The organism is Hyphomicrobium sp. DY-1, assembly GCF_047497105.1.
In the GTDB taxonomy this organism is placed as follows: Bacteria; Pseudomonadota; Alphaproteobacteria; order Rhizobiales; family Hyphomicrobiaceae; genus Hyphomicrobium_B.
Genome location: NZ_CP134870.1, coordinates 2,241,828 through 2,261,506, shown reverse-complemented (window position 1 = coordinate 2,261,506; position 19,679 = coordinate 2,241,828). Strand labels below are relative to the sequence as shown.

Sequence of the window (19,679 nt, the reverse complement as noted above, 5' to 3'; positions counted from 1 at the left end):
ACAGGATAACGCCATGCTCGACGACGCACTCAAATCCCAGCTCAAAGGCTATTTGGAAAAGGTCGTTCGACCGATCGAGATTCGCGCCGCAGTCGACGCCAGCGCCAAATCCGTCGAGATGGTCAGCCTGTTGACCGACATCACCAACCTCTCCGACAAGATCACGCTGGTCGAAGAGCAGAACAGTCCCGATAGAACGCCATCGTTCGCGCTAACGACTCCTGGCCAGGAGATCAGCCTTCGTTTCGCAGGCATTCCGCTCGGACACGAATTCACATCGCTCGTATTGGCGCTGCTCCAGGTCGGCGGCCACCCGCCCCGCGTCGAGCAGGCCGTCATCGACCAAATCCGTGCGCTCGACGGCGACTTCAGTTTCGAGACCTACTTCTCGCTCTCGTGCCAGAACTGTCCCGATGTCGTTCAGGCACTGAACCTGATGGCCGTCCTCAATCCGCGCATCAAGCATGTCGCGATCGACGGCGGCATCTTTCCTGAAGAAGTCGAAGCCCGCCAGATCATGTCGGTCCCAACCGTCTATCTGAACGGCGATGTATTCGGCCAGGGCCGCATGGACGCCGAACAGATCCTCGCCAAGCTCGACACTGGCGCAGCCGCGCGCAATGCCGAGAAGATCAAGGCACAGGAGCCGTTCGAGGTTCTGGTCGTCGGTGGCGGCCCGGCTGGCGCGGCCGCCGCTATTTACGCTGCCCGCAAGGGCATTCGCACCGGCATCGCCACCGAACGCTTTGGCGGTCAGGTTCTCGACACCGCTACCATCGAGAACTTTATTTCCGTCCGTCACACCGAAGGCCCGCACCTTGCCGCCGCGCTCGAAGAGCACGTCAAGGAATACGACGTCGAGATCATGAATCTTCAGCGCGCTGAAAAGATTGTCCGCAAAGGCGAGTATCTTGAGGTCGAACTGGCGAACGGCGCAGCGCTGAAATCGAAATCCGTCATCCTCGCGACCGGCGCGCGTTGGCGGCAACTCGGCGTTCCGGGCGAAATGGAATACCGCAACAAGGGCGTCACCTACTGCCCGCACTGCGACGGTCCGCTGTTCAAAGGCAAGCGCGTCGCCGTGATCGGCGGCGGCAACTCGGGTGTCGAGGCGGCAATCGACCTCGCAGGCATCGTCGACCACGTCACGCTGCTCGAACTGGACTTTAAGCTTCGCGCCGACGAGGTCCTGCAGCGCAAGCTCCGCAGCCTGCCGAACGTCGACATCATCACCGGAGCCAAGACGGCAAAAGTCGAAGGAGATGGCCAGAAGGTCGTCGGCATCGCCTACGAAAGCCGTTCGACGTCCGACAAGCGCGTACTGCCGGTCGACGGCATCTTCATTCAGATCGGCCTGTTGCCGAACACGGAATGGCTGAAAGGCGCACTCGAACTGACGCCGCACGGCGAAATCGTCGTCGACTCGCACAATCGCACCTCGATGCCCGGCGTATTCGCCGCCGGCGACTGCACCACGACACCCTACAAGCAGATCGTCATCGCCCTCGGCGAAGGTGCCAAAGCCTCGCTTGCGGCCTTTGACCACCTTATCCGCATTTCGGCGCCGGACGAAAAAGAGGTCAAAGCCGCTTAAGCTGATCAAGGCCCTGAACAGAGTATGACACTTCGCGAGCTCGAATATCTGGTCGCACTCGCGAAGTATCGTCATTTCGGGCGTGCCGCCGAGGCGTGCCAGGTCAGCCAGCCGACGCTCTCAGCACAAATCAAAAAGCTCGAGGATGAACTGGGCGTCGCTCTCGTCGAGCGCGATTCCCGCGGCGTCATCCTGACGTCCTATGGCCATGAAACCGCAACGAGGGCGCGGCAGATTTTAGTTGAAATCCAGCAGCTTAAGGAAAGCGTTCGGCAGAATCAGAACCCCGAGGCTGGCACCGTCCGCCTCGGCATCTTTCCCACGCTCGGCCCCTACCTGCTCCCTTATCTGGTGCCGCCCACTCGCAGGCGCTTCCCCGATCTGGAACTGCTCCTGATCGAGGAAAAAAGCTCTAACCTGCTCTCGCGCCTGCGTGACGGTGAAATCGATGCCGCCATTCTCGCTTTGCCGATCAACGACAGCCAGCTGCGCACCGAGTTTCTGTTCGAGGAGCGTTTTCTGCTCGCGGTCTCAACCAGTCATCCGTTGGCGCGGCGAACCTCAATCGGTATCGAGGAACTCGTCGATCACGACCTGATGCTGCTGGAGGACGGCCATTGCCTCCGCGATCACGCCCTTGAGGTTTGCCAATTTTCGGGCGCCAACGAGCGATCGTCGTTTCAAGCAACGAGCCTTGAGACACTCCGACAAATGGTGAGCGCCGACGTCGGCATCACGCTCCTGCCGGAACTGGCGACTCTGAACCAGAGTACACTCTCAAACAGTATCCATCTGTTGACGTTCAGTGATTCCGAGCCGAGCCGCCAGATCGCCATGTGCTGGCGCAAAAGCTCAGCACGCGAACCACTCTTCCTGAGCCTCGCCGAGCTGTTCAAGACCTGCGCCAATCAAGTATTGCAGCGACCGGCCGCCTCACAGACACGCAGCCAATCGCGCCCCGCAGCCCGTCGGAAAATCGCATCCTGACTTCGGCAGCGCTGCCGTGCTTCGCTGCAACAGTCCCACACTTTTCACGGATCCAACCTATCCCGGCGATTCCGGCAGCGGCGAATTCGCACTAGTGTTGTCATCGACAACTCAGTCTGGGGGAGATCTGCTGATGATAGATTGGGCCAACAGAGAATTGTCCACCCTTGAAGGTCAGCTTGCGTTCTGGAAAGGCGGCGTGGCGCGCGTTTTCAACGGTCCGGCTTCCGATGACGAGATCACCGAAGCCGTTATCGCAACGCTCGAAAAACACGTCGCCGATTGGCGCGCCCTGATGAGCGAGCATAACATTCCCGTCCAGAAGCTGATCGATACGAACGCTTGACGCGGCGCCATCCCCTTCACGGGAAAACACCACCGCGTCTGCTTCATTTTGTGCTGGGCGCTTAGACTTGCCGCCAGGTCGGCTTGGTCGGGTCTGCAAGTTGGATCTTGACCGGCCCCGTGCCGAAAACCGCGACGACGACGGGCTCTTTGATGCCTGCAGGAACGCCGTCGTAATGCATGGTTCTGGCTGTCCGCTTGACGAAACCGCCAGCCGGAACCTGGACGCAGTCCTCTGGTGCAAAATCCGAACCGCTGTTCACCCACCATGTCCCTGATAGAACCATCTGAATGCGGTCCGTTGCGTAGCTATGCGGTGCGCTGAACCAGCCCGGGTTCCACTTCATCAGAACAAGATACGGCCCCGCTTCGTTGAAGTCGCCGTAGAGCTTGGCCATTTCACCGCTTCCCGGCGGCAGCCCGGTCCAAGGTTCGAATTTGATGTCGCCGTGCTGCAAGACGAACGTCTGCTTCGGATCGATCGGCGCGGCATTCGCAGCTCCCGACGCAAGAGCCAAAGCCGATGACAGAAGAAAAGTGCGGCGTTCCAAAATCATGTCTCCGAATTTCACGTGCATCCCAGCCGCGATGAAGACCGGCATATGTGAAATATAAATTGCGCACCGCGATATCCCAGTCCGGACGGCGATCGGGCCCCGCGCAAAAGGCTTATTTCACTGACGCCGCAAACGGATACGGGGCCCGGCTTGGGGGGTAAGCCGAGCCCCGACTATTGAAGCGGCGCTTGTGGGTGGGGTGAGGGACGGCGCACGCCTCTTGACAAAGCGGACCTGCCTAACGTGAGAGACCATGCCGATAGAGCCACCGATCCGCTTGGCAAATGTATGTGTGCGCCTCTTGAATTGGCGAGGCCACTCAGCCCGCCGAACTAAGTCAATGCAACGAAATAGGCCGAATAGCCTATTCTATTGCGTAAAACCTATGCCGTCCGCTGTGCGGTAACACGTCCCTGTCCAGACTTTAAGAAATCCGGCCTTGATATCCTTCTGGATTAAGTTTGAGGGTACTTTCCGCTGTCGCGGAACGAGCGAGATCCGATGCGCCGTGTATCGTTGAAAGTATTGATTGCAGCCGCGATTTCGGTCGTTTCGCTTTTGCTGACGATTGCCGTGTCCTATGTCATCGGCCACGACGCAGTGAGCCGCCTGGAGCAGGAAATCGGCCAATCTCTGGCGCTGCTCGCCGACGAAATGCAGGACAAGCTCGACCGTGCGATGTTCGAGCGTTTGCAATCTCTCGACAACATGGCGGCGCTCGGCCGTATCCTGCAAAAAACCGACTCACCGGATTCGCTGCGCACGTCTCTCGAAAGATTTCAAAGCGCCTATTCTGATTATTCCTGGATCGGCTTTGCCGATCCCAACGGTAAAATCCTGAGCGCGACGGGCGGCGAATACGAGGGTCATAACGTCAAGAAGCAGCTTTGGTTCAGGCGCGGACTAAAAGATGCCTACGTCGGCGACGTCAAACTGCCCAACGCCGCCACCACACAGCGCATTCCCCACGAAGGACGCGGTGCATCCGATTTTATCGACCTTGCAGTTCCGGTTTCAGACGACAAGAAAATTATCGGCGTGCTCGGCGCAACGTTAAGCGCAGACTGGGCCGAGGAAGTCCGCGACACGCTTCTTGGCAGCATGAAAGATGCAATCCCCGCAGATGTGATCGTTCTGAACGAAGAGCGCCAAGTTCTGTTCGGGCCCGACGACATCACCGGAAAAACACTCGATTTGCCGAGCATTCGCGCCGCCCGTCCAGGTCATGCCGGCTTTGCCGTCGAACGCTGGCCGGACAACCGTGCTTACGTCACCGGTTTTTCGAAAAGCGACGGCTATCGCTCGTATACGGGTTTGAACTGGATCGTCCTGGTACGCGAGAACCAGCGGCAGGCCTTTGCCCCCGTCCGCAGCCTCCAGCGCACGATTGCCATCTCCGGAACGATCTTTGCGCTTCTTGCAGCGGCGCTCGCCTGGGTCCTGGCCAGCAAACTATCACAACCATTGCTGCAGTTGGCCGACGTTGCCGAACGCCTGAGACGCGGCCAGAAACTCGAATTCCCGCAGGTCTCAGGCTATCAGGAAGCCCGCGTCCTCTCGCAATCGCTGCGATCCCTCGTGAAGGAATTGGACGCCCAGAGATCATCTCTCGCGGCCGCCAACCAATCGCTGGAAAGTCAGGTACGAGAACGCACACAGCGGCTCGCTGAGCAGAACATAGGTCTTGAACGAGCGAAGGCCGCCGCCGAAAGCGCGACCGAAGCCAAATCCCGCTTCCTCGCCGCTGCCAGCCATGACTTGCGCCAGCCCCTCCACGCCCTGACATTGTTCGCACGCGCCCTTTCTCGCCGTGTCAGCGGCAACGAGGCGACGACACTCGTGGCGCAAATGGAAGAAGGCCTGCGCGGGCTAAAAGGCATGTTCGATGCGCTGCTGAACGTATCCCGCCTTGACGCGAAACTCATCGAGCCTACGAAAACGCCAGTTTCCATGAGCGAGCTCATCGAACGCATCTCCGTCGGATCGCGCGTCGAAGCTGAGCAAAACGGCTTGAAATTCCTGAGCCGTGGTCGCGATTGGGTAATCGAGACCGACGCTGCCCTGCTCGAAACGATTATCCGCAATCTCGTCTCGAATGCGCTGAAATTTACCAAACACGGCGGCGTCATTCTGGCTGCCCGCTGCCGAGACGGACAGCGCGTCATCGATGTCTACGATACCGGCCCCGGCCTGTCGGATGATCGCCGAGAACAGATCTTCGAAGAATTCTCGCGTGCGGCCCATCGCGCTTACGGCGCAAACGACGGTCTTGGCCTGGGACTGTCCATCGCGCGCCGCTACGCTGAGCTGCTCGATATGCGAATCGCCGTCACTTCAAGACCCGGATACGGCTCGCGTTTCTCCATTGTTTTACCAAAAAACGCCGTCGAACATGTGCAGCGCCCGCCGGCCCTCACAGCGCTCGAGCCCAGCATCAGCGGCATGCGGATTTTGATATTGGACGACGACCCCCTGATCGTCGCTGCACTGACGAAAGACTTGGAAGACCGCGGCAACGTTGCTTTCGGCTACCAACGCAACACCGACGCCGAGGCCGCGCTCGACAACGGCCTCGTCATTGACGCTGCCGTGCTTGACTTTGATTTGCGCGGCGCTGAAACCGGACTTGAATTCATCAGACGAATGGCAAAAAAAACGGGCGAAGAGATTCCAAGCATCCTGTTATCGGGAGGCACCGATTCTGCGACGCTGGCGATCCTTGCCAAAGCTGGGCTTCCGTGGCTAACGAAACCAGCCGATCCTGAGCTTATCGCAGCGACCCTCGGCGCTATCTTGAAAGCTCAAACGAATTCAAAGAACGGCTTTGATTCTGAGTTCGGAGCGGAAATGAATGTCGGTTAATCCAGAGAAACTCATGACAAACAATCAGCATGATACGGTTTTGGTCGCCGACGATCACGGACTCTACCGTTCGGGTTTCGGCTTCCTGCTTCGCGATCGCATGGGCTTTCGCTCGGTTATCGAAGCAGCAACCTTCGATGCCGCTTTGGATCGCCTGGCGGAAACACCGAACGTCGAGCTTGCTCTTTTCGATCTCGCGATGCCGGGAATTTCCGGCCCTGAGGGCTTGAGCGTCGTCAAAGAGACCTATCCCGGCATTCGCGTCGCCATCGTCTCGGGATCGGAAGAACGCAACGACGTCGTCAAAGCCGTCGCTATGGGCTTGAACGGCTACGTGCCAAAGTCGCTCGCCGATGACGAAATCGTCGGTGCACTGCAGGATATCCTGGACGGTCGCGTGTTCGTGCCGCGCTTCATGACATCGGGCGCCGCAGCGGCCGCGATTTCGTCCGCAAAACAGCAGATGCGCTCTGAATCGGCCGGAACCGGAAAGGTGGGGGACCCCGGCGGTGGAGCCACCTACAAATCCATCTCACCGCGCCAACGCGATGTGCTGGACTGCGTCCGCCGGGGCCTTTCGAACAAAGAGATCGCACGCGAGTTGGACATTGCCGAAGGTACGGTGAAGATCCATCTCGCGGCTCTCTTCTCGCATTACGGTGCCCGCAATCGCACCGAACTCGCGACGCGCAGCTAACCGCGCCGCGAAACACATCAGCATCGCCCACGCTCAACTCATTGCAGAGCCGACGCGATGCATCAGCCACCGATGCAGAATATCAGGATCGAATGGCTTCCGGATGACCGGAAAGGGCGAGGCGACGGCGGCGTAATCGGCATGCCCGGTCGTGATGATCGTCGGAACGGCATGGCCAATCGTAGCTGCGATCGCCTGCGCGTCACGAATGCCGCGCATCTGTCCGTCTATCTCGATATCCGTGATGATTGCCGCCACTTTGCCCAGCCGATGGCCGAGTGTCCGCACAGCCTCGCGCGAAGATCGTGCAGCTACGCAAGAATACCCCCAATCGTCGATCAGCATCGTCAGTGCCATGGACGACCGGTAATCGTCTTCTATGACGACGACCAACGGCCGCGCGCAAACATCAGATGTCAGCGAAGCACAATCGACTGCCATCTCCCGCATGGGGGTGGTCATCGAAGAGCCTCCTCGTTTTTTGCCTATCCTACAGTGTAATGTGAGGCTCTTTGCCAAGGCGTCGCCATTCAGCGTGAGGCTATAGGCCGCTCGACATAGCCGAGCAGGAGGGAAATTTTCAATGCGTAGAAAACGTTGGTAGTTCCCAGTCAGCTCCATGGTGGCCGTCGCAAAACATGTTTAAATCGCGCCTCCAGAGTAAGACCTGAACGACATATGAGCGTGAGCGCGAGACATGGCTAACACATTAAAAGCCGGCCCACTGCCGAAGCCGACACGTCGCACTCGCTGGTACAATCCACGTTCGATCGGCCGCTCGATCGTTTTACGACCGCGCGTCGTGATCGGCGCCCTCGTAACAGTTACAGCGCTGCTTCTACTGCCGTCGTCTTTCCGTGGCTCGGTGCGCGAAGCGCTCGCCTGGTGTGCTGGCGGCAGCGCCTATCTCGCCATGGCTTTCTATGTCATGCAGGGGTGTCACTCTGACAAAATCCGCACACGGGCCGCGCGTCAGGACGACAGCGGCGTCGTTATCTTGGTCGTCGTACTGATGGCCATGTTCTCAAGCTTCGCGGCGATCTTCGGATTGCTCGTCGAGGCCAAAGCAGCATCCAACGAAGGTAAGCTATTCTTTGCAGCCCTCGCCGCGGCGACCATCGTCATCTCATGGCTCGTGACGCAGGTCTCCTTCACGATGCATTATGCGCATGAGTATTATGCGCCGGACCACTTCATCGATAAGTCAGACGCCGAGAACTCCCTGACGTTTCCGGGGGACACAAGACCTGACTATTGGGACTTCTTCTATTTTGCGACCTCATTCGGCGCCGCATCGCAGACGTCGGATGTCGTCATCAACAGCAAGTCCATGCGCCGCCTGACGACGCTGCACGCCATCGTCTCGTTCTTTTTCAATACGATGGTTCTCGCCCTGACAATCAATCTCGCCGCGAGTCTGGCTTGATCGAAAGCGCCGCACTTACCGCTTGCGAACGAACACGGTCCCTGCGGAATAACCGGCGCCGAACGAGCAGATCAACCCCGTCTCGCCCACCGCGAAGTCACCGTTCGCTTTATGGAAGGCGATGATGGAGCCAGCCGAGCTGGTATTCGCAAACTCATCCAGAATGATGACGTTCTCTTGCGGTGTGGGCACGCGATCCAGAACTTTCCGGCCGATCATATCGTTCATATTGATGTTGGCCTGATGCAGCCATAGCCGCTTCAGTCCTTTCGGATCGACACCCAGATCCGCAGCATGCGCGATGATCATATCGATCACCATCGGCACGACTTCGCGAAAAACTTTGCGACCTTCCTGCACGAACAATTTGTCGGCGGCGCCGATGCCTTCCGGCGCACAGCGATTGAGAAAGCCGAAATTGTTTCGGATATTATTCGAAAACTGCGTCTTGAGACGCGTGCCGAGAATGGACCAGCCGCCGTCTGCCAGCGTTTCGTCGGTTACAACGATGGCTGTAGCCACGTCGCCGAAGATGAAATGGCTGTCTCGGTCGCAAAAATTGAGATGCCCCGAGCAGATTTCCGGATTGACGACGAGCACAGCCTTTGCCGAACCGCTGGATATAAAGTCAGCTGCCGTCTTGATGCCGAACGTCGCCGACGAGCACGCGACATTCATGTCGAAGGCAAAGCCCGACACGCCAAGCGCACTCTGCACTTCGATCGCGATGGCCGGATATGGCCTCTGCATATTCGAAGCCGCACAAATGACCGCCCCGATATCGCGGACATCGCCGCCCCAGCGAGCCAACGCATCCCGGGCGGCCAGGACGGCCATCTCGGCAAGCACGGAAAGCTCGTCATTCGAGCGCTCAGGAATCGCCGGGCGCATCACCTTAGGATCGAGAATACCAATCTTGTCGACGACGTGTCTCGATTTAATGCCAGAGGCTTTCTCGATAAAATCAGCCGACGACGGAAGCAGCGGCGTGAGCTTGCCAGCCGCGATGTCGGCCGCATGGTCCGCGTTGAAAGCTGCGACATAATCATTGAAGGCGGCCACGAGTTCATTGTTCGAAATGCTGTCCGGCGGCACATGAAGGCCCGTCGCAGCGATGACTGGTTGGCTCACGTTCGTTTCCAATGGCACTCCAGGACGCACGTTGATCCGCACGCCTCTTATAAGTTATGGCGCGCTCGGTGCTGGCAACCGAGCGTCAGCTTGCGAGCGCTTCCCATAGCGCAGCTTGATGCGCTCGCCAATCTCGGCCACGAACTCCCCTCGGCCCGAATGTTCCGCAGGGAACTCAGCGAACAAAATCAAGGCTTAGCACCCATGCGCCTGTTGCAGACGGAACAGCCGTCTGGCATCAGCGAACCTAAAGCTCGTCTCCAGTCCAACGGGAGACGACGCCATGTCCGCAGCCATCTCACCACTTACGACGACGCCACTCCACGAAACAACCCCGACAAAAACCACGTTTCGGATCGCAGGCGGCCGCACGGGCGTACTGCTGATTCACGGCCTCTGTGGTACCCCCGCTGAAATGCGCTTCGTCGCCCTTGGTCTTGCCCGCGCCGGCTACACCGTACACTGCCCGACACTCGCCGGACACGGCGGCACGCGCGCCGATATCGTCGCAACGACGTGGCGCGATTGGCTTCGCAGCGCCGAATCCGCCCTCGAAGAGCTGCGCCGGGAATGCGAGACTGTCATCGTTGGAGGGCTCTGCCTTGGCAGCATCATTGCGCTACATCTGGCGGCAGACCATCCGGAAAAAGTGCAAGGCGTCGCGCTTTTCTCGCCGACGTTTCGGGTGAACGGGTGGGCAATGCCCTGGTACAGCCGATTGTTCTCGCTCGTGCGCAGCCGCCGCATCGCCAGCATGATGCAATTTCCCGACGCAGAGTCTCTCGGCATCAAATGCCCCCGCGTTCGCGATTTCGTCCGCGCAGCTCTTGCAGCGTCCGACGGCTCAGCCCTCGGCACCATTGGAACGCCGGGAGCCGCGCTCTACGAACACCGCCGCCTCGTATCGGCTGTGAAAAAACGAATTGGAAAAATTTGTCAGCCTGCGTTGATCGTGCATTCCCGCGAAGACGACTACGCCGATCTCAAAAATGCGACGTACCTTCAGGCGGCTCTGCATGGCGCCCCCGAACTTCTCGTCCTCGACGATAGCTACCACATGGTCACGCTCGACCGGCAGCGTCATATCGTGGTGGAAAAGACACGCGCCTTCATCGCACGCATCATTGCCGATCAAGCAGCCGTCGCAGGTGAAAGCAACTCAGTTCCTCTGCCCACCAAAGCCGCATAGTAAAATGACGCAAGACGCCAGCAAAACGCGAAACTATCGCTGCGCTGACATCACGACAAATACATCGCGGCCACGCACCGGACATATCGAACTCGAAGGAGCCCGTGCCATCCGCTCAGCGTAGCCGCGTGGGAAACTCCGAATACGCGAAACCTCATTCCGGAGCCCTTATCACCGTAGACGGAAATGGTTGCCATAATGCAAACATCGACAATTATCGTAAAAACGCGCTCCGATCTTAACGCCCGTTTAAGGTATCGGGACGGCGCAACAGACAATACATCATCGGCACGGTGAGCATGTGAGGCAGAAGCCTCAACGCCACGTAGAAAAACAGATTGGGAATTCCCGGCACGATGACGCGGTTGCCCCACATGAAACCGCGATACGCACTGCGCGCCACGCCTTCAGGTGACATCGGTGGCAGGACATATCGATAAAGCGATCTCTCGGCACCCATCTCTTCATGAAACGCCGTATTCACCGGCCCCGGCAGCAGCGCGCTCATACGCACGCCCTGCCCGGCGATTTCACTCGCGATCGCTTCCGTCAGCGAAACGACATAGGCTTTGCTGGCATAATAAGCAGCTTGGTTGGGACCTGGAATGCTCGCCCCGAGCGAAGCGATATTCAGCACGCCTCCTTGCCCCCGCGCCAGCATGTCGGGAAGCGCCGAGCGCGTCAGTCGCGTCACGGTCTCAACATTGAGAGCGACGAGCTTCGATAGTTCTGCTTCCGACTGATCGACGAATGGCCCCGCGAGGCCTAAGCCTGCATTGTTCACCAAAACATCGAGATAGAAACCGGAACGAGCGAGCGTGGACGAAATCACGTTCATCGCGCTGGCTTCGCTGACGTCGCACAAGATCGCCACGACATCCGCACCCGTCGCGGCTTTAAGCGCGGCGGAGGCTTCCTCCAGGCCAACTGCATTCCGCGCCACAATCGCTGTGTTGTGTCCGGCCTCGAGAAACCGCTGCGCGAGAGCAAGACCGATGCCGCGCGATCCCCCCGTAACGACGACAGCGGGCTCAAGGCCCGCCACCTCTTCTCGTGATTTGAGCATCTCCGCCCGTCTGCGCGAATGACGCCACGGCAACAGCCGCGTGTACCAGGGGGGCGACGTGTTGTGCATAGTCTGGATACGCTCCGCTGACGGCTCTCCCGACGCCAGCGAAACTACGGAATGGCCCGGCGCCTCGCAAGACCGCGAGCCGCAGGACGCCTTCAGGTTGTTCGCACCGACGGCGACAGCACGTCGCGATCGTCCTTCGGTTGTAGCCTCTGCAAGAGATAGTCGAGAGAGATCGGTCCCGGCCCCGCAACGGCAAGCCAGCCGAACAGAGCCATGTAAGACATCTCTTCAAACCCGGCGAGCGTTTCGAAGGAATCGACCTGATCCAATTTGGCGCTGATGATCGCGACGATCATGACGACCACGAGCGGCACGGCAGCGATCCGCGTAAAGAGCCCGAGCAGAAGAAAGAGGCCGCCGAAAAATTCCACGCCCGAAACGAATGGCGTCATGATCTCCGGAAACGGAATTCCCCATGACGCAAAATTTGCCGTTATTTGCGGCAGCGCATGCAGCTTCTCCCAGCCGCTCCACATGAAGACCCATCCCACCACGATGCGCGCAAAGAGCGGCGGCAACCATAAGAAGACCCGAGAGAGCTTCTCGGGAACGTCTATCAACCAGTGCGTGAGAAATTTCATCGGTTTTGCCTTCAGTTGGAGGACGAGGCGGGATTTCCCGCGCAACTGAAAGGCACTTACGAGCCACCTCGCTTGCTGGTTACAGCCAATCCGGAATAATTTGGCGCGTCGCTAGTCCACCCATTGTCATGCGCAAGGACGGGGGCCTCAATTTTTTTTCCAAATCCGGAAACATCCCTAGCAGGGCAGCCGTAACCACCCTCGTGACCAGGTTTCGGCCCGGCACGAACGACAGCGTGGAAACACAATACCTTCCAAAGGGAAAACACCATGAAGATCAGTGCAAAGTCTGGTTCGGCGCTCGCAGCCGCAGCAGCATCTCTCATGCTCGCGAATGCCGTTGTCTCGACGGTTGCGTACGCCGATGAAGCGATGGGCCACTGCGTCGGCGCCAACGCCTGCAAGGGTCAGAGCGCCTGCAAGAGCGCAACGAACGCTTGCAAAGGCCAGAACGCCTGCAAGGGTCAGGGCTTCACCGAGACGACCAAGGAAGGCTGCACGACCGGCCATTTCGAACCGGCGAAGTAAGCACGCGAAGGTAAAAAACGCCGCCTCCAGCGCGGCGTTTTTTATCCCGCCGAGACGATCCTCCAAACCACATGACTATGAGAACGAGGCCGATAGATGTCGCTCAGATATATTGCGCAGGCTGCCTTGGCGCTGGCTATGATGACGCTGACCGCAGCCGGCGCGGCAGCAGCCGAGCGCAAGACGTTCGATGAAAAAGATTTCGCCGCCGCACAGGCACTGGGCAAGCCGATCCTCATCGATATCTCGGCGACATGGTGCCCGACATGTCAGGCGCAAAAGCCCATCATCCAAAAGCTGTCCGCCGAGCCGCAATACGAGAACCTCACAATTTTCGATGTCGATTTCGACACCCGCAAGGACGTTTTGCGAAAGTTCGGCGCCCAGGTTCAAAGCACGCTGATCGTTTTCAAGGGTAACAAGGAAACGGGCCGCTCCGTCGGCGCCACCAGTGAAAGCGCGATTGACGGCTTGATGCGCAAGGCTCTCTGAGGACCGTTCCAATGCTGGTATCCTTCGCCTTGGCCTTCGTCGCCGGAATTCTATCCGTCCTGTCGCCGTGCGTTCTGCCCCTCGTCCCGATCGTGATGGCGACAGCGGCCTCGGCCCATCGCCATGGGCCGTTCGCATTGGCAGCAGGCGTTGCGATTTCCTTCGTCGCGATCAGCCTGTTCGTCGCGACGGTCGGTTTTGCGATCGGCCTGGACGGCACCTTCTTCCGTTTCATCGCCGCTTCGCTTCTGATCGTGATCGGCGCCGTTCTGGTGATCCCCGTCCTGCAGCAACGGTTCGCCGTTGCCGCCGGACCGATCTCAAACTGGGCCGACCAGACACTTGGCGGCTACGCCGGTCCCGGCATTCTTGGTCAGTTCGGCGTGGGTCTCGTTCTCGGCGCCGTCTGGAGCCCATGCGTCGGCCCGACGCTCGGCGCCGCCTCGCTGCTCGCGGCTCAGGGCAAGGATCTTGGCCAGGTCACCATCACGATGCTCGCATTCGGCTTTGGCGCGGTCGTCCCGCTACTCGTCTTGGGCGCGTTGTCGCGTGAGATCCTCAACCGCTGGCGGGACACGCTGGCCTCCGCGGGCTCAGGCGGGAAATATGTTCTGGGCGGCGTCCTCATTCTAACTGGCCTCGCCATTCTGACGGGCTTTGATAAGACACTCGAAGCCCAGATCGTCGCTGCGTCCCCGGCCTGGCTGACGGCGCTGACCACCAAGTTCTAGGACAAAAGGATTTTTGTCATGCTCGGTGCAACGAAAGCAAAAGCCGCTGCCGATCTAAGGCCCGCGCCCGAGGGAAAGCCACGATACCTTGGCTACGGTCTTGGGCTGCGGTCCCAGCACTATGCCGACATCCTGAACGGCGACCCCGACCTCGACTGGTTCGAGGTAATTTCGGAAAACTACATGGTGCCGGGCGGCCAACCGCTAAAAATTCTCGATCAAATCCGCGCTCGCTATCCGATCGTCATGCACGGCGTTTCGCTGTCGATCGCATCCACTGCGTTGTTCGACCCCAACTACCTGAAGCAGCTCAAAGCCCTCGCCGATCGTACCGAGCCGGTATTCGTCTCCGATCATCTCTGCTGGACGGGCGTACACGGCGTGAACCTGCATGACCTGCTACCGTTTCCGTATACGCGCGAAGCCCTCGACCACGTCGTCGCACGCATTCAGCACGTGCAGGACTATCTCAAACGGCCGCTGGCGCTTGAGAACGTCTCGTCCTACGTCCAGTTTCGAAACTCCGAGATGCCTGAATGGGAATTCATCGCCGAGATGACGAAACGGACCGGCTGCTGGCTCGTCTTCGACGTCAACAACGTCTACGTCAGCGCTTTTAATCACGAATACGATCCGTATGAGTTCATGGCCGGAATTCCCGCCGATCGCGTCGTGCAGTTTCATCTGGCGGGTCATGAGCACAACATGACCCACATTATCGACACCCACGATGCGCTCGTGTGCGACGAGGTTTGGACACTCTATAAGGCGGCACTCGAGCGTTTCGGCCCCGTCTCGACGATCATCGAACGCGATGACGACATTCCCCCACTCGACGTAATGCTGGAAGAACTCGGCAAGGCGCGCCTTCTTGCCGAAGACGTATTCTCTGCATAGCGGGAGCGATCGACATCCTCATGCCGCCAACCATTGCTCCAGAGAAACAAACCGAACCTGTTGAGCACGCACCTGCGCCGACGCTCAGCGAAATGCAGGCCGCATTCCAGCGCGCGGTCATGCACGGCGACGACACGGTGCTCAACGAGCTCCTGGATAATTCGCGCACGAACCGCAACGTCCTGTTCGGCGTCTATCGCCACGCTTACGCTGCACGTCTTATTGAAGTGCTCCGCAACGATCATCCGCTATTGCACGCCTATCTGGGCGATGAGGCCTTCATCGAGGTCGCAAAGGCCTACGTGGCGGCCTGCCCCTCACAAAACCAGAATGCGCGCTGGTTTTCTCATCGCCTGCCAGAGTTTCTTTCGGAAGCGCACCCTGATGCTCCCCAGCTCGGAGAACTCGCGGCTCTCGAACGTGCGCTGAACGATGCGTTCGATGCTCTCGACACTGAGCCTCTCGCGCTATCGGATCTCGCCGCAGTCCCGCCCGAACAGTGGTCGGACCTCGTCTTCAGCGCCCACCCTTCCGCCTGTCGCCTCGCCTTGTTCAGCAATGCGCACGCTCTGTGGATAGCGCTGAAAAATGACGAGACACCACCTCCGGTTGAGCTTCGCATGCGGCCAGAAAGCGTCATCGTCTGGCGTCACGAGACGACGCCCAAAGTCCGCCGCTTGCCCGACGAAGAAGCCATGATGTGGACGGAAGCGATGAATGGCGTTCCGTTCGGCGGCTTGTGCGAACTCGTCGCCGTCTACGACGACCCTGACACCGCGCCCTTGCGGGCCGCCCAGCATCTTCAGGGCTGGATCCTATCCGGGCTTCTCGCGAAATCTCCGCGCGAAGATTAATTTCACCGGAATACGGCAAACAACCCTGAAGCCGCCTAATCCAAACCAAATTCTTTCGTTCTCTGGCCGGGACTTATAAAGGTCTCACGGGCACGAAACGTTTGAAATGCAGGGAGCCGGACGTCCGGAAGATATCCGGATGTTCCGATCTTATAAAATTGGGGTGGGCGACGTGACATTTGCGGGGTTGGGACTTTACGTGCGCGCATTGGGGCAGCGGCCACTGCAGCGCCTGGCTGGCATCATCGCACTATTGCTTGTTCTGTGCGTCGGTCCCAGCACCGCGCCGGCAGCAGTGCAGGCCATCGATGACGCCGACGCCGCCCAGCGACCGCCGGTTGCCGTGCCGATTTTCTTTTCATCGAACACTGACGATTGCTACAGCAGCGGCATCGTCACCGCGATCAAACGCATAGCAACGCTCGCGCAGAACTATATCAACCGTACCGGCGGCATCGCCGGACGAAAGCTCATCGTCTCCCTTTACGACGACAAAGGCGACACGCAGCGCGCCACCGCAAATCTTGCCGAAGCCATCTCTGATCCTCAAACCGTCGGCATGGTTGGCATGACGAACGCAACGCGCGCCAAGGCAGCGCTCGGCGCCGACGGAAAGGCTCTGAGCGCCAGCGGCATTCCGTTTTTGTCGGACATCTCGGTCACAAGCCTTATCGCCAATTACCCCTCCGTCTTCACGACCCGTCCGTCGGAAGACGAAGAGCGGATGCCGATCATCACTGCCTTCATTAAGGAGATGAAATACACGAAGGTCGCGTTCGTCGGTCTCGACGGGAACGTCTTCAGTGCCAACCTCGGGGATTCGGTGAAGAAGTTTCTTGGCGATGATGCTGTCGTTTCGGATCGCCGCCTCAAGCTCACCGATGACAAGCTCAACCCAGCCGATATCGCCGCAACAGTCGAAGAGCTGAAGGCCAAAGGCCCGGAGCTGGTTTTCCTTTCGGTCGGCGGCAAACGCCTGAAAGATGTTTTCAGCCAACTCAAGGCCGCCGGTTACACGCCGCCCCTCTTCGTCACCGGACGCGCCGACATGCTGACAGCCAAAGGCAACGGCAGCTATCCCAACGACATCTATTTGATGGCGTTCGATGGATTTCCCGACGTCTATAGTGAACGCCTCCGCGACCTGCTGTTGACGTCGATCCATCCTGAGTATTGGGTCTTCGAAGGCGCAAAGAACGACGCTGCGCCCGGTTGGAAGGACGGCACCTGCAAAGTTCGCGACGACGACCTCCCGCCCAATCCGCTTGAAGATGACAACATACGCGCCCTGCAAACAGCGATGCGCTACGCCGACATGATCCGGCTCATCGCCGAGGCTGCGCGCTCAGCGCCTGCGGCGGCCAACGTCTCCGATCTCCGCGAATTTATCGTCAATGAACTCGGCACGACGTATGCTGCCGGTAAGGGCGTTTTCAAAGGCAGGTTTGGCAACTGGTCGTTTAGGCCGGCATCGCGGGCTGCAGCGCGCGCGCCTCTCATCGTCATGTTGCCGCGCGGTCTTGGGCATGCCCAACTGGCCCCGTTCCAATTTCTGCGTCTGCGGAACAACACGATGAAGCGGATCGACACGCTGTACGCCGACATCGACCTTATTCACGCGGACCAGATCGACGACAACAATCAGACGTTCCTCGCCGATTTCTATATTTCGATGAATGACCGCAACGGCGCTTCGATCGACCAGATCGAATTTTCGAACGCCTATCTCGATCCGGGCTCGAACAATCGTGAGATCACGATTCAGCCCATTCATGACGGCGGCAAAAGCGACGCCTACCCGGACCACATGAAAATCTATCAGGTGACGGGCAAGTTCCTCTACTCGCCAAACTTGCGCAACTACCCGTTCGACACCCAGCGCTTTTCAATCGATATTCAGCCCAAGCACGGAAACGCCGCGTTCATCGTCCAGCCGCCACCAGCGAGCCTGCGTGACAAGTCGGTTACCGTCGACGGCTGGGACCCGAAAGATAACTATGTCGGCTATGACGAGGACTTTGTCCGCACCGTCGACGCGCAGACGTTGGAACCGAGCGTCGTGCCTTTCTACAAGGCGAGCTTCGTCTGGCTGATGAAACGGCAAACGACCGACTATGTTCTCCGCGTCGTCGTTCCGCTGGGCTTCATTCTGTTCATCGCCTATCTGTCGATCTTCATTTCGACGCACCACTTCGAGGCGATCGTGACAATCCAGGTGACAGCACTTCTTTCGGCCGTCGCGCTTTATCTGGCGTTGCCGAAACTTGACGCCAATATAGAAACCCTCTCCGACCGTTTGTTCCTATTCACGTACCTCGTGTTAAGCGTCATCATCGCCATCACCATCGCGCGGGTGAACAGACGCATCGAACCAATCGGCTGGCTCAAGAAAGGCTTAGCATTCCTGCACATCACCCTTATCCCGGTGATGACGGCAGCCATGGCCTACTATGTGTATCAGGCGAGCATCGCCTGATGCTCAGGCCGCGATGGCGTCTGAGCGAATTTTTTCGACGAGCTTTGTAAAAGCGGCGACGGCCGGGTTGCGCGTCTGCGCAGCCCCTGCCCGCCCGCTGCATGCCGCGACGAGATCCCAGGCTATATGGGGCTTTTTCAAAGTCGCGACGCCAAGCTTCGGCGACTTCGCCGCCGCGATGCGCGCACAAGCAAACGTCTTGGGAACCAAGGCGATCCCAAAACCATACGCGACAAGATCGAGCAGCACCTGGATATCGCCGACTTCAAGCACCGACCTGCGTGAAACGTTGGTGCTCGCAAACGCCCGATCGACGATCTTGCGCGTCCCCTTGTCCGGCTGAAAATCGACGAATGTTTCCTCCGCCAGACTTTCGAGCGGCACGTTCTCACGCCCCGCGATCGGGTGCCCCATCGGGTGAACAACAACCAGATGATCCGACGCAATCGGGATGGTGACGATCTCGCGACTCTTCTCGTAGAGCGGAAAAAATCCGATATCGACGCTGCCGTCCTTGACCGACTCCATCAGCTTGGTCGCCGTGCCGTGGCAAAGCTTGATTTCGACGCTCGGATGCAGGGCATGAAATTCGCCGAGGAGCTGCGGCAGATCGAAGAAGGCATGAAGACTGCCGCACGTCCCGACGCTGAGCGTTCCCCGCTCCAGGCCATTGATCGCGGCAACGGCCCGCCGCGCCTCCTTGATCCCGGCAATGATCTCCTGCGCCTTCGCGTAAAGCACGCGGCCCGCGACGGTCAGCTCAACCTTGCGGGTGGTCCGCACAAACAACGGCGCCCCCATCTCCTGTTCCAGCGCGCGGATCGACGCAGACAAACCAGATTGAACAATGTTCACTTTACGTGCAGCGCGCGTAAAATGCTGTTCGTCCGCGGCTGCCACGAAATGTTCGAGCTGTCTGAGGTCCATGGTTCAGCACCATTCACGATTAATCGCTATCAAGAAATAATAGCATCCCAACATACTATTGGACAGATTGCTGGCAATCCCCCAAATCTTAAACTCGGCGTTTGATCGGGCGTCGCCGTGGGGGAGTGGAGTGGCGTCCCGAAGAAAGCGATCCAACCGCGTGACGTGCGGTTTCGTCGCGAGCAGATTTTGCGATCTTACAGACGGAAGCCGTCCAGTCCGACAGTTAAAAGCCGGGGCGACAGCTGGGCTCCACCGGTCAGAGCCAGC

General features: G+C 58.9%; 19 protein-coding genes. 13 read left to right on the top strand and 6 right to left on the bottom strand.

The window, feature by feature from the left end; translation table 11 throughout:
• The first annotated feature begins 13 nt into the window (after positions 1–13).
• The 3 genes from ahpF to RLW41_RS10730 all read left to right on the top strand — a co-directional run bounded on the left by ahpF (position 14) and on the right by RLW41_RS10730 (position 2,927).
• Positions 14–1,594 carry an alkyl hydroperoxide reductase subunit F gene (gene ahpF, locus RLW41_RS10740; RefSeq protein ID WP_414464516.1) on the top strand — a complete coding sequence of 527 codons (1,581 nt, stop codon included), beginning with the start codon at positions 14–16 and terminating at the stop codon, positions 1,592–1,594.
• A 24-nt stretch (positions 1,595–1,618) separates the two neighbouring features.
• On the top strand, positions 1,619–2,581 hold the full coding sequence (locus RLW41_RS10735) for a LysR substrate-binding domain-containing protein (RefSeq protein WP_414464515.1): 963 nt from the start codon (positions 1,619–1,621) through the stop codon (positions 2,579–2,581).
• A gap of 133 nt (positions 2,582–2,714) precedes the next feature.
• Positions 2,715–2,927, top strand: a complete 213-nt coding sequence (locus RLW41_RS10730) for a hypothetical protein (RefSeq protein ID WP_013950449.1) — start codon at positions 2,715–2,717, stop codon at positions 2,925–2,927.
• 61 nt (positions 2,928–2,988) lie between these two features.
• Here the strand turns inward: RLW41_RS10730 and RLW41_RS10725 are convergent, their stop codons facing one another.
• Complete coding sequence (locus RLW41_RS10725) at positions 2,989–3,483, bottom strand: tat pathway signal sequence (protein ID WP_414464514.1); 495 nt, start codon at positions 3,481–3,483, stop codon at positions 2,989–2,991.
• A gap of 501 nt (positions 3,484–3,984) precedes the next feature.
• Between RLW41_RS10725 and RLW41_RS10720 the strand changes: the two genes are divergently transcribed.
• Together RLW41_RS10720 and RLW41_RS10715 are read left to right on the top strand one after the other, a co-directional pair.
• A complete protein-coding gene (locus tag RLW41_RS10720; protein ID WP_414464513.1) occupies positions 3,985–6,345 on the top strand; it encodes an ATP-binding protein in 2,361 nt (786 codons plus the stop codon).
• Positions 6,335–7,042 (top strand): response regulator, encoded by a 708-nt coding sequence (locus tag RLW41_RS10715; RefSeq protein ID WP_414464512.1) that lies wholly within the window; start codon positions 6,335–6,337, stop codon positions 7,040–7,042. Before RLW41_RS10720 ends, RLW41_RS10715 begins: the two co-directional genes overlap by 11 nt.
• 33 nt (positions 7,043–7,075) lie before the next feature.
• Here the strand turns inward: RLW41_RS10715 and RLW41_RS10710 are convergent, their stop codons facing one another.
• Positions 7,076–7,504: a response regulator gene (locus tag RLW41_RS10710; RefSeq protein WP_409561722.1), complete on the bottom strand. Its 429-nt coding sequence runs from the start codon at positions 7,502–7,504 to the stop codon at positions 7,076–7,078.
• Between the two features lie 235 nt (positions 7,505–7,739).
• Between RLW41_RS10710 and RLW41_RS10705 the strand changes: the two genes are divergently transcribed.
• On the top strand, positions 7,740–8,468 hold the full coding sequence (locus RLW41_RS10705; protein ID WP_414464511.1) for a DUF1345 domain-containing protein: 729 nt from the start codon (positions 7,740–7,742) through the stop codon (positions 8,466–8,468).
• A 15-nt stretch (positions 8,469–8,483) separates the two neighbouring features.
• Here RLW41_RS10705 and RLW41_RS10700 read toward each other — a convergent pair whose 3' ends face one another.
• Entirely contained in the window at positions 8,484–9,599 is a 1,116-nt protein-coding gene (locus RLW41_RS10700; protein ID WP_414464510.1) for a beta-ketoacyl-ACP synthase III, read from the bottom strand.
• Between the two features lie 283 nt (positions 9,600–9,882).
• Between RLW41_RS10700 and RLW41_RS10695 the strand changes: the two genes are divergently transcribed.
• On the top strand, positions 9,883–10,788 hold the full coding sequence (locus RLW41_RS10695; RefSeq protein WP_414464509.1) for an alpha/beta hydrolase: 906 nt from the start codon (positions 9,883–9,885) through the stop codon (positions 10,786–10,788).
• A gap of 238 nt (positions 10,789–11,026) precedes the next feature.
• Here the strand turns inward: RLW41_RS10695 and RLW41_RS10690 are convergent, their stop codons facing one another.
• Together RLW41_RS10690 and RLW41_RS10685 are read right to left on the bottom strand one after the other, a co-directional pair.
• The gene (locus RLW41_RS10690; RefSeq protein WP_414464508.1) at positions 11,027–11,854 is read right to left on the bottom strand and encodes an SDR family NAD(P)-dependent oxidoreductase; all 828 of its coding nucleotides are present in this window, start codon (positions 11,852–11,854) and stop codon (positions 11,027–11,029) included.
• A 161-nt stretch (positions 11,855–12,015) separates the two neighbouring features.
• Positions 12,016–12,504, bottom strand: coding sequence for a DoxX family protein (locus tag RLW41_RS10685; protein ID WP_414464507.1), 489 nt, complete (start codon positions 12,502–12,504; stop codon positions 12,016–12,018).
• A gap of 270 nt (positions 12,505–12,774) precedes the next feature.
• On the opposite strand from RLW41_RS10685, the gene RLW41_RS10680 reads away from it, so the two are divergent.
• The 6 genes from RLW41_RS10680 to RLW41_RS10655 all read left to right on the top strand — a co-directional run bounded on the left by RLW41_RS10680 (position 12,775) and on the right by RLW41_RS10655 (position 18,482).
• Complete coding sequence (locus RLW41_RS10680; RefSeq protein WP_409561716.1) at positions 12,775–13,032, top strand: hypothetical protein; 258 nt, start codon at positions 12,775–12,777, stop codon at positions 13,030–13,032.
• A 96-nt stretch (positions 13,033–13,128) separates the two neighbouring features.
• Positions 13,129–13,524 carry a thioredoxin family protein gene (locus tag RLW41_RS10675; protein WP_414464506.1) on the top strand — a complete coding sequence of 132 codons (396 nt, stop codon included), beginning with the start codon at positions 13,129–13,131 and terminating at the stop codon, positions 13,522–13,524.
• Positions 13,525–13,535: 11 nt separating this feature from the next.
• Positions 13,536–14,255: a cytochrome c biogenesis CcdA family protein gene (locus tag RLW41_RS10670; RefSeq protein ID WP_414464505.1), complete on the top strand. Its 720-nt coding sequence runs from the start codon at positions 13,536–13,538 to the stop codon at positions 14,253–14,255.
• 18 nt (positions 14,256–14,273) lie between these two features.
• Positions 14,274–15,152, top strand: coding sequence for a DUF692 domain-containing protein (locus tag RLW41_RS10665; protein WP_414464504.1), 879 nt, complete (start codon positions 14,274–14,276; stop codon positions 15,150–15,152).
• A 20-nt stretch (positions 15,153–15,172) separates the two neighbouring features.
• Positions 15,173–16,006: a putative DNA-binding domain-containing protein gene (locus tag RLW41_RS10660; protein ID WP_414464503.1), complete on the top strand. Its 834-nt coding sequence runs from the start codon at positions 15,173–15,175 to the stop codon at positions 16,004–16,006.
• Between the two features lie 172 nt (positions 16,007–16,178).
• Entirely contained in the window at positions 16,179–18,482 is a 2,304-nt protein-coding gene (locus tag RLW41_RS10655; RefSeq protein WP_414464502.1) for an ABC transporter substrate-binding protein, read from the top strand.
• Between the two features lie 3 nt (positions 18,483–18,485).
• On the opposite strand, the gene RLW41_RS10650 is transcribed toward RLW41_RS10655, so the two are convergent.
• Complete coding sequence (locus tag RLW41_RS10650; RefSeq protein WP_409561710.1) at positions 18,486–19,409, bottom strand: LysR family transcriptional regulator; 924 nt, start codon at positions 19,407–19,409, stop codon at positions 18,486–18,488.
• Positions 19,410–19,679: the final 270 nt, after the last annotated feature.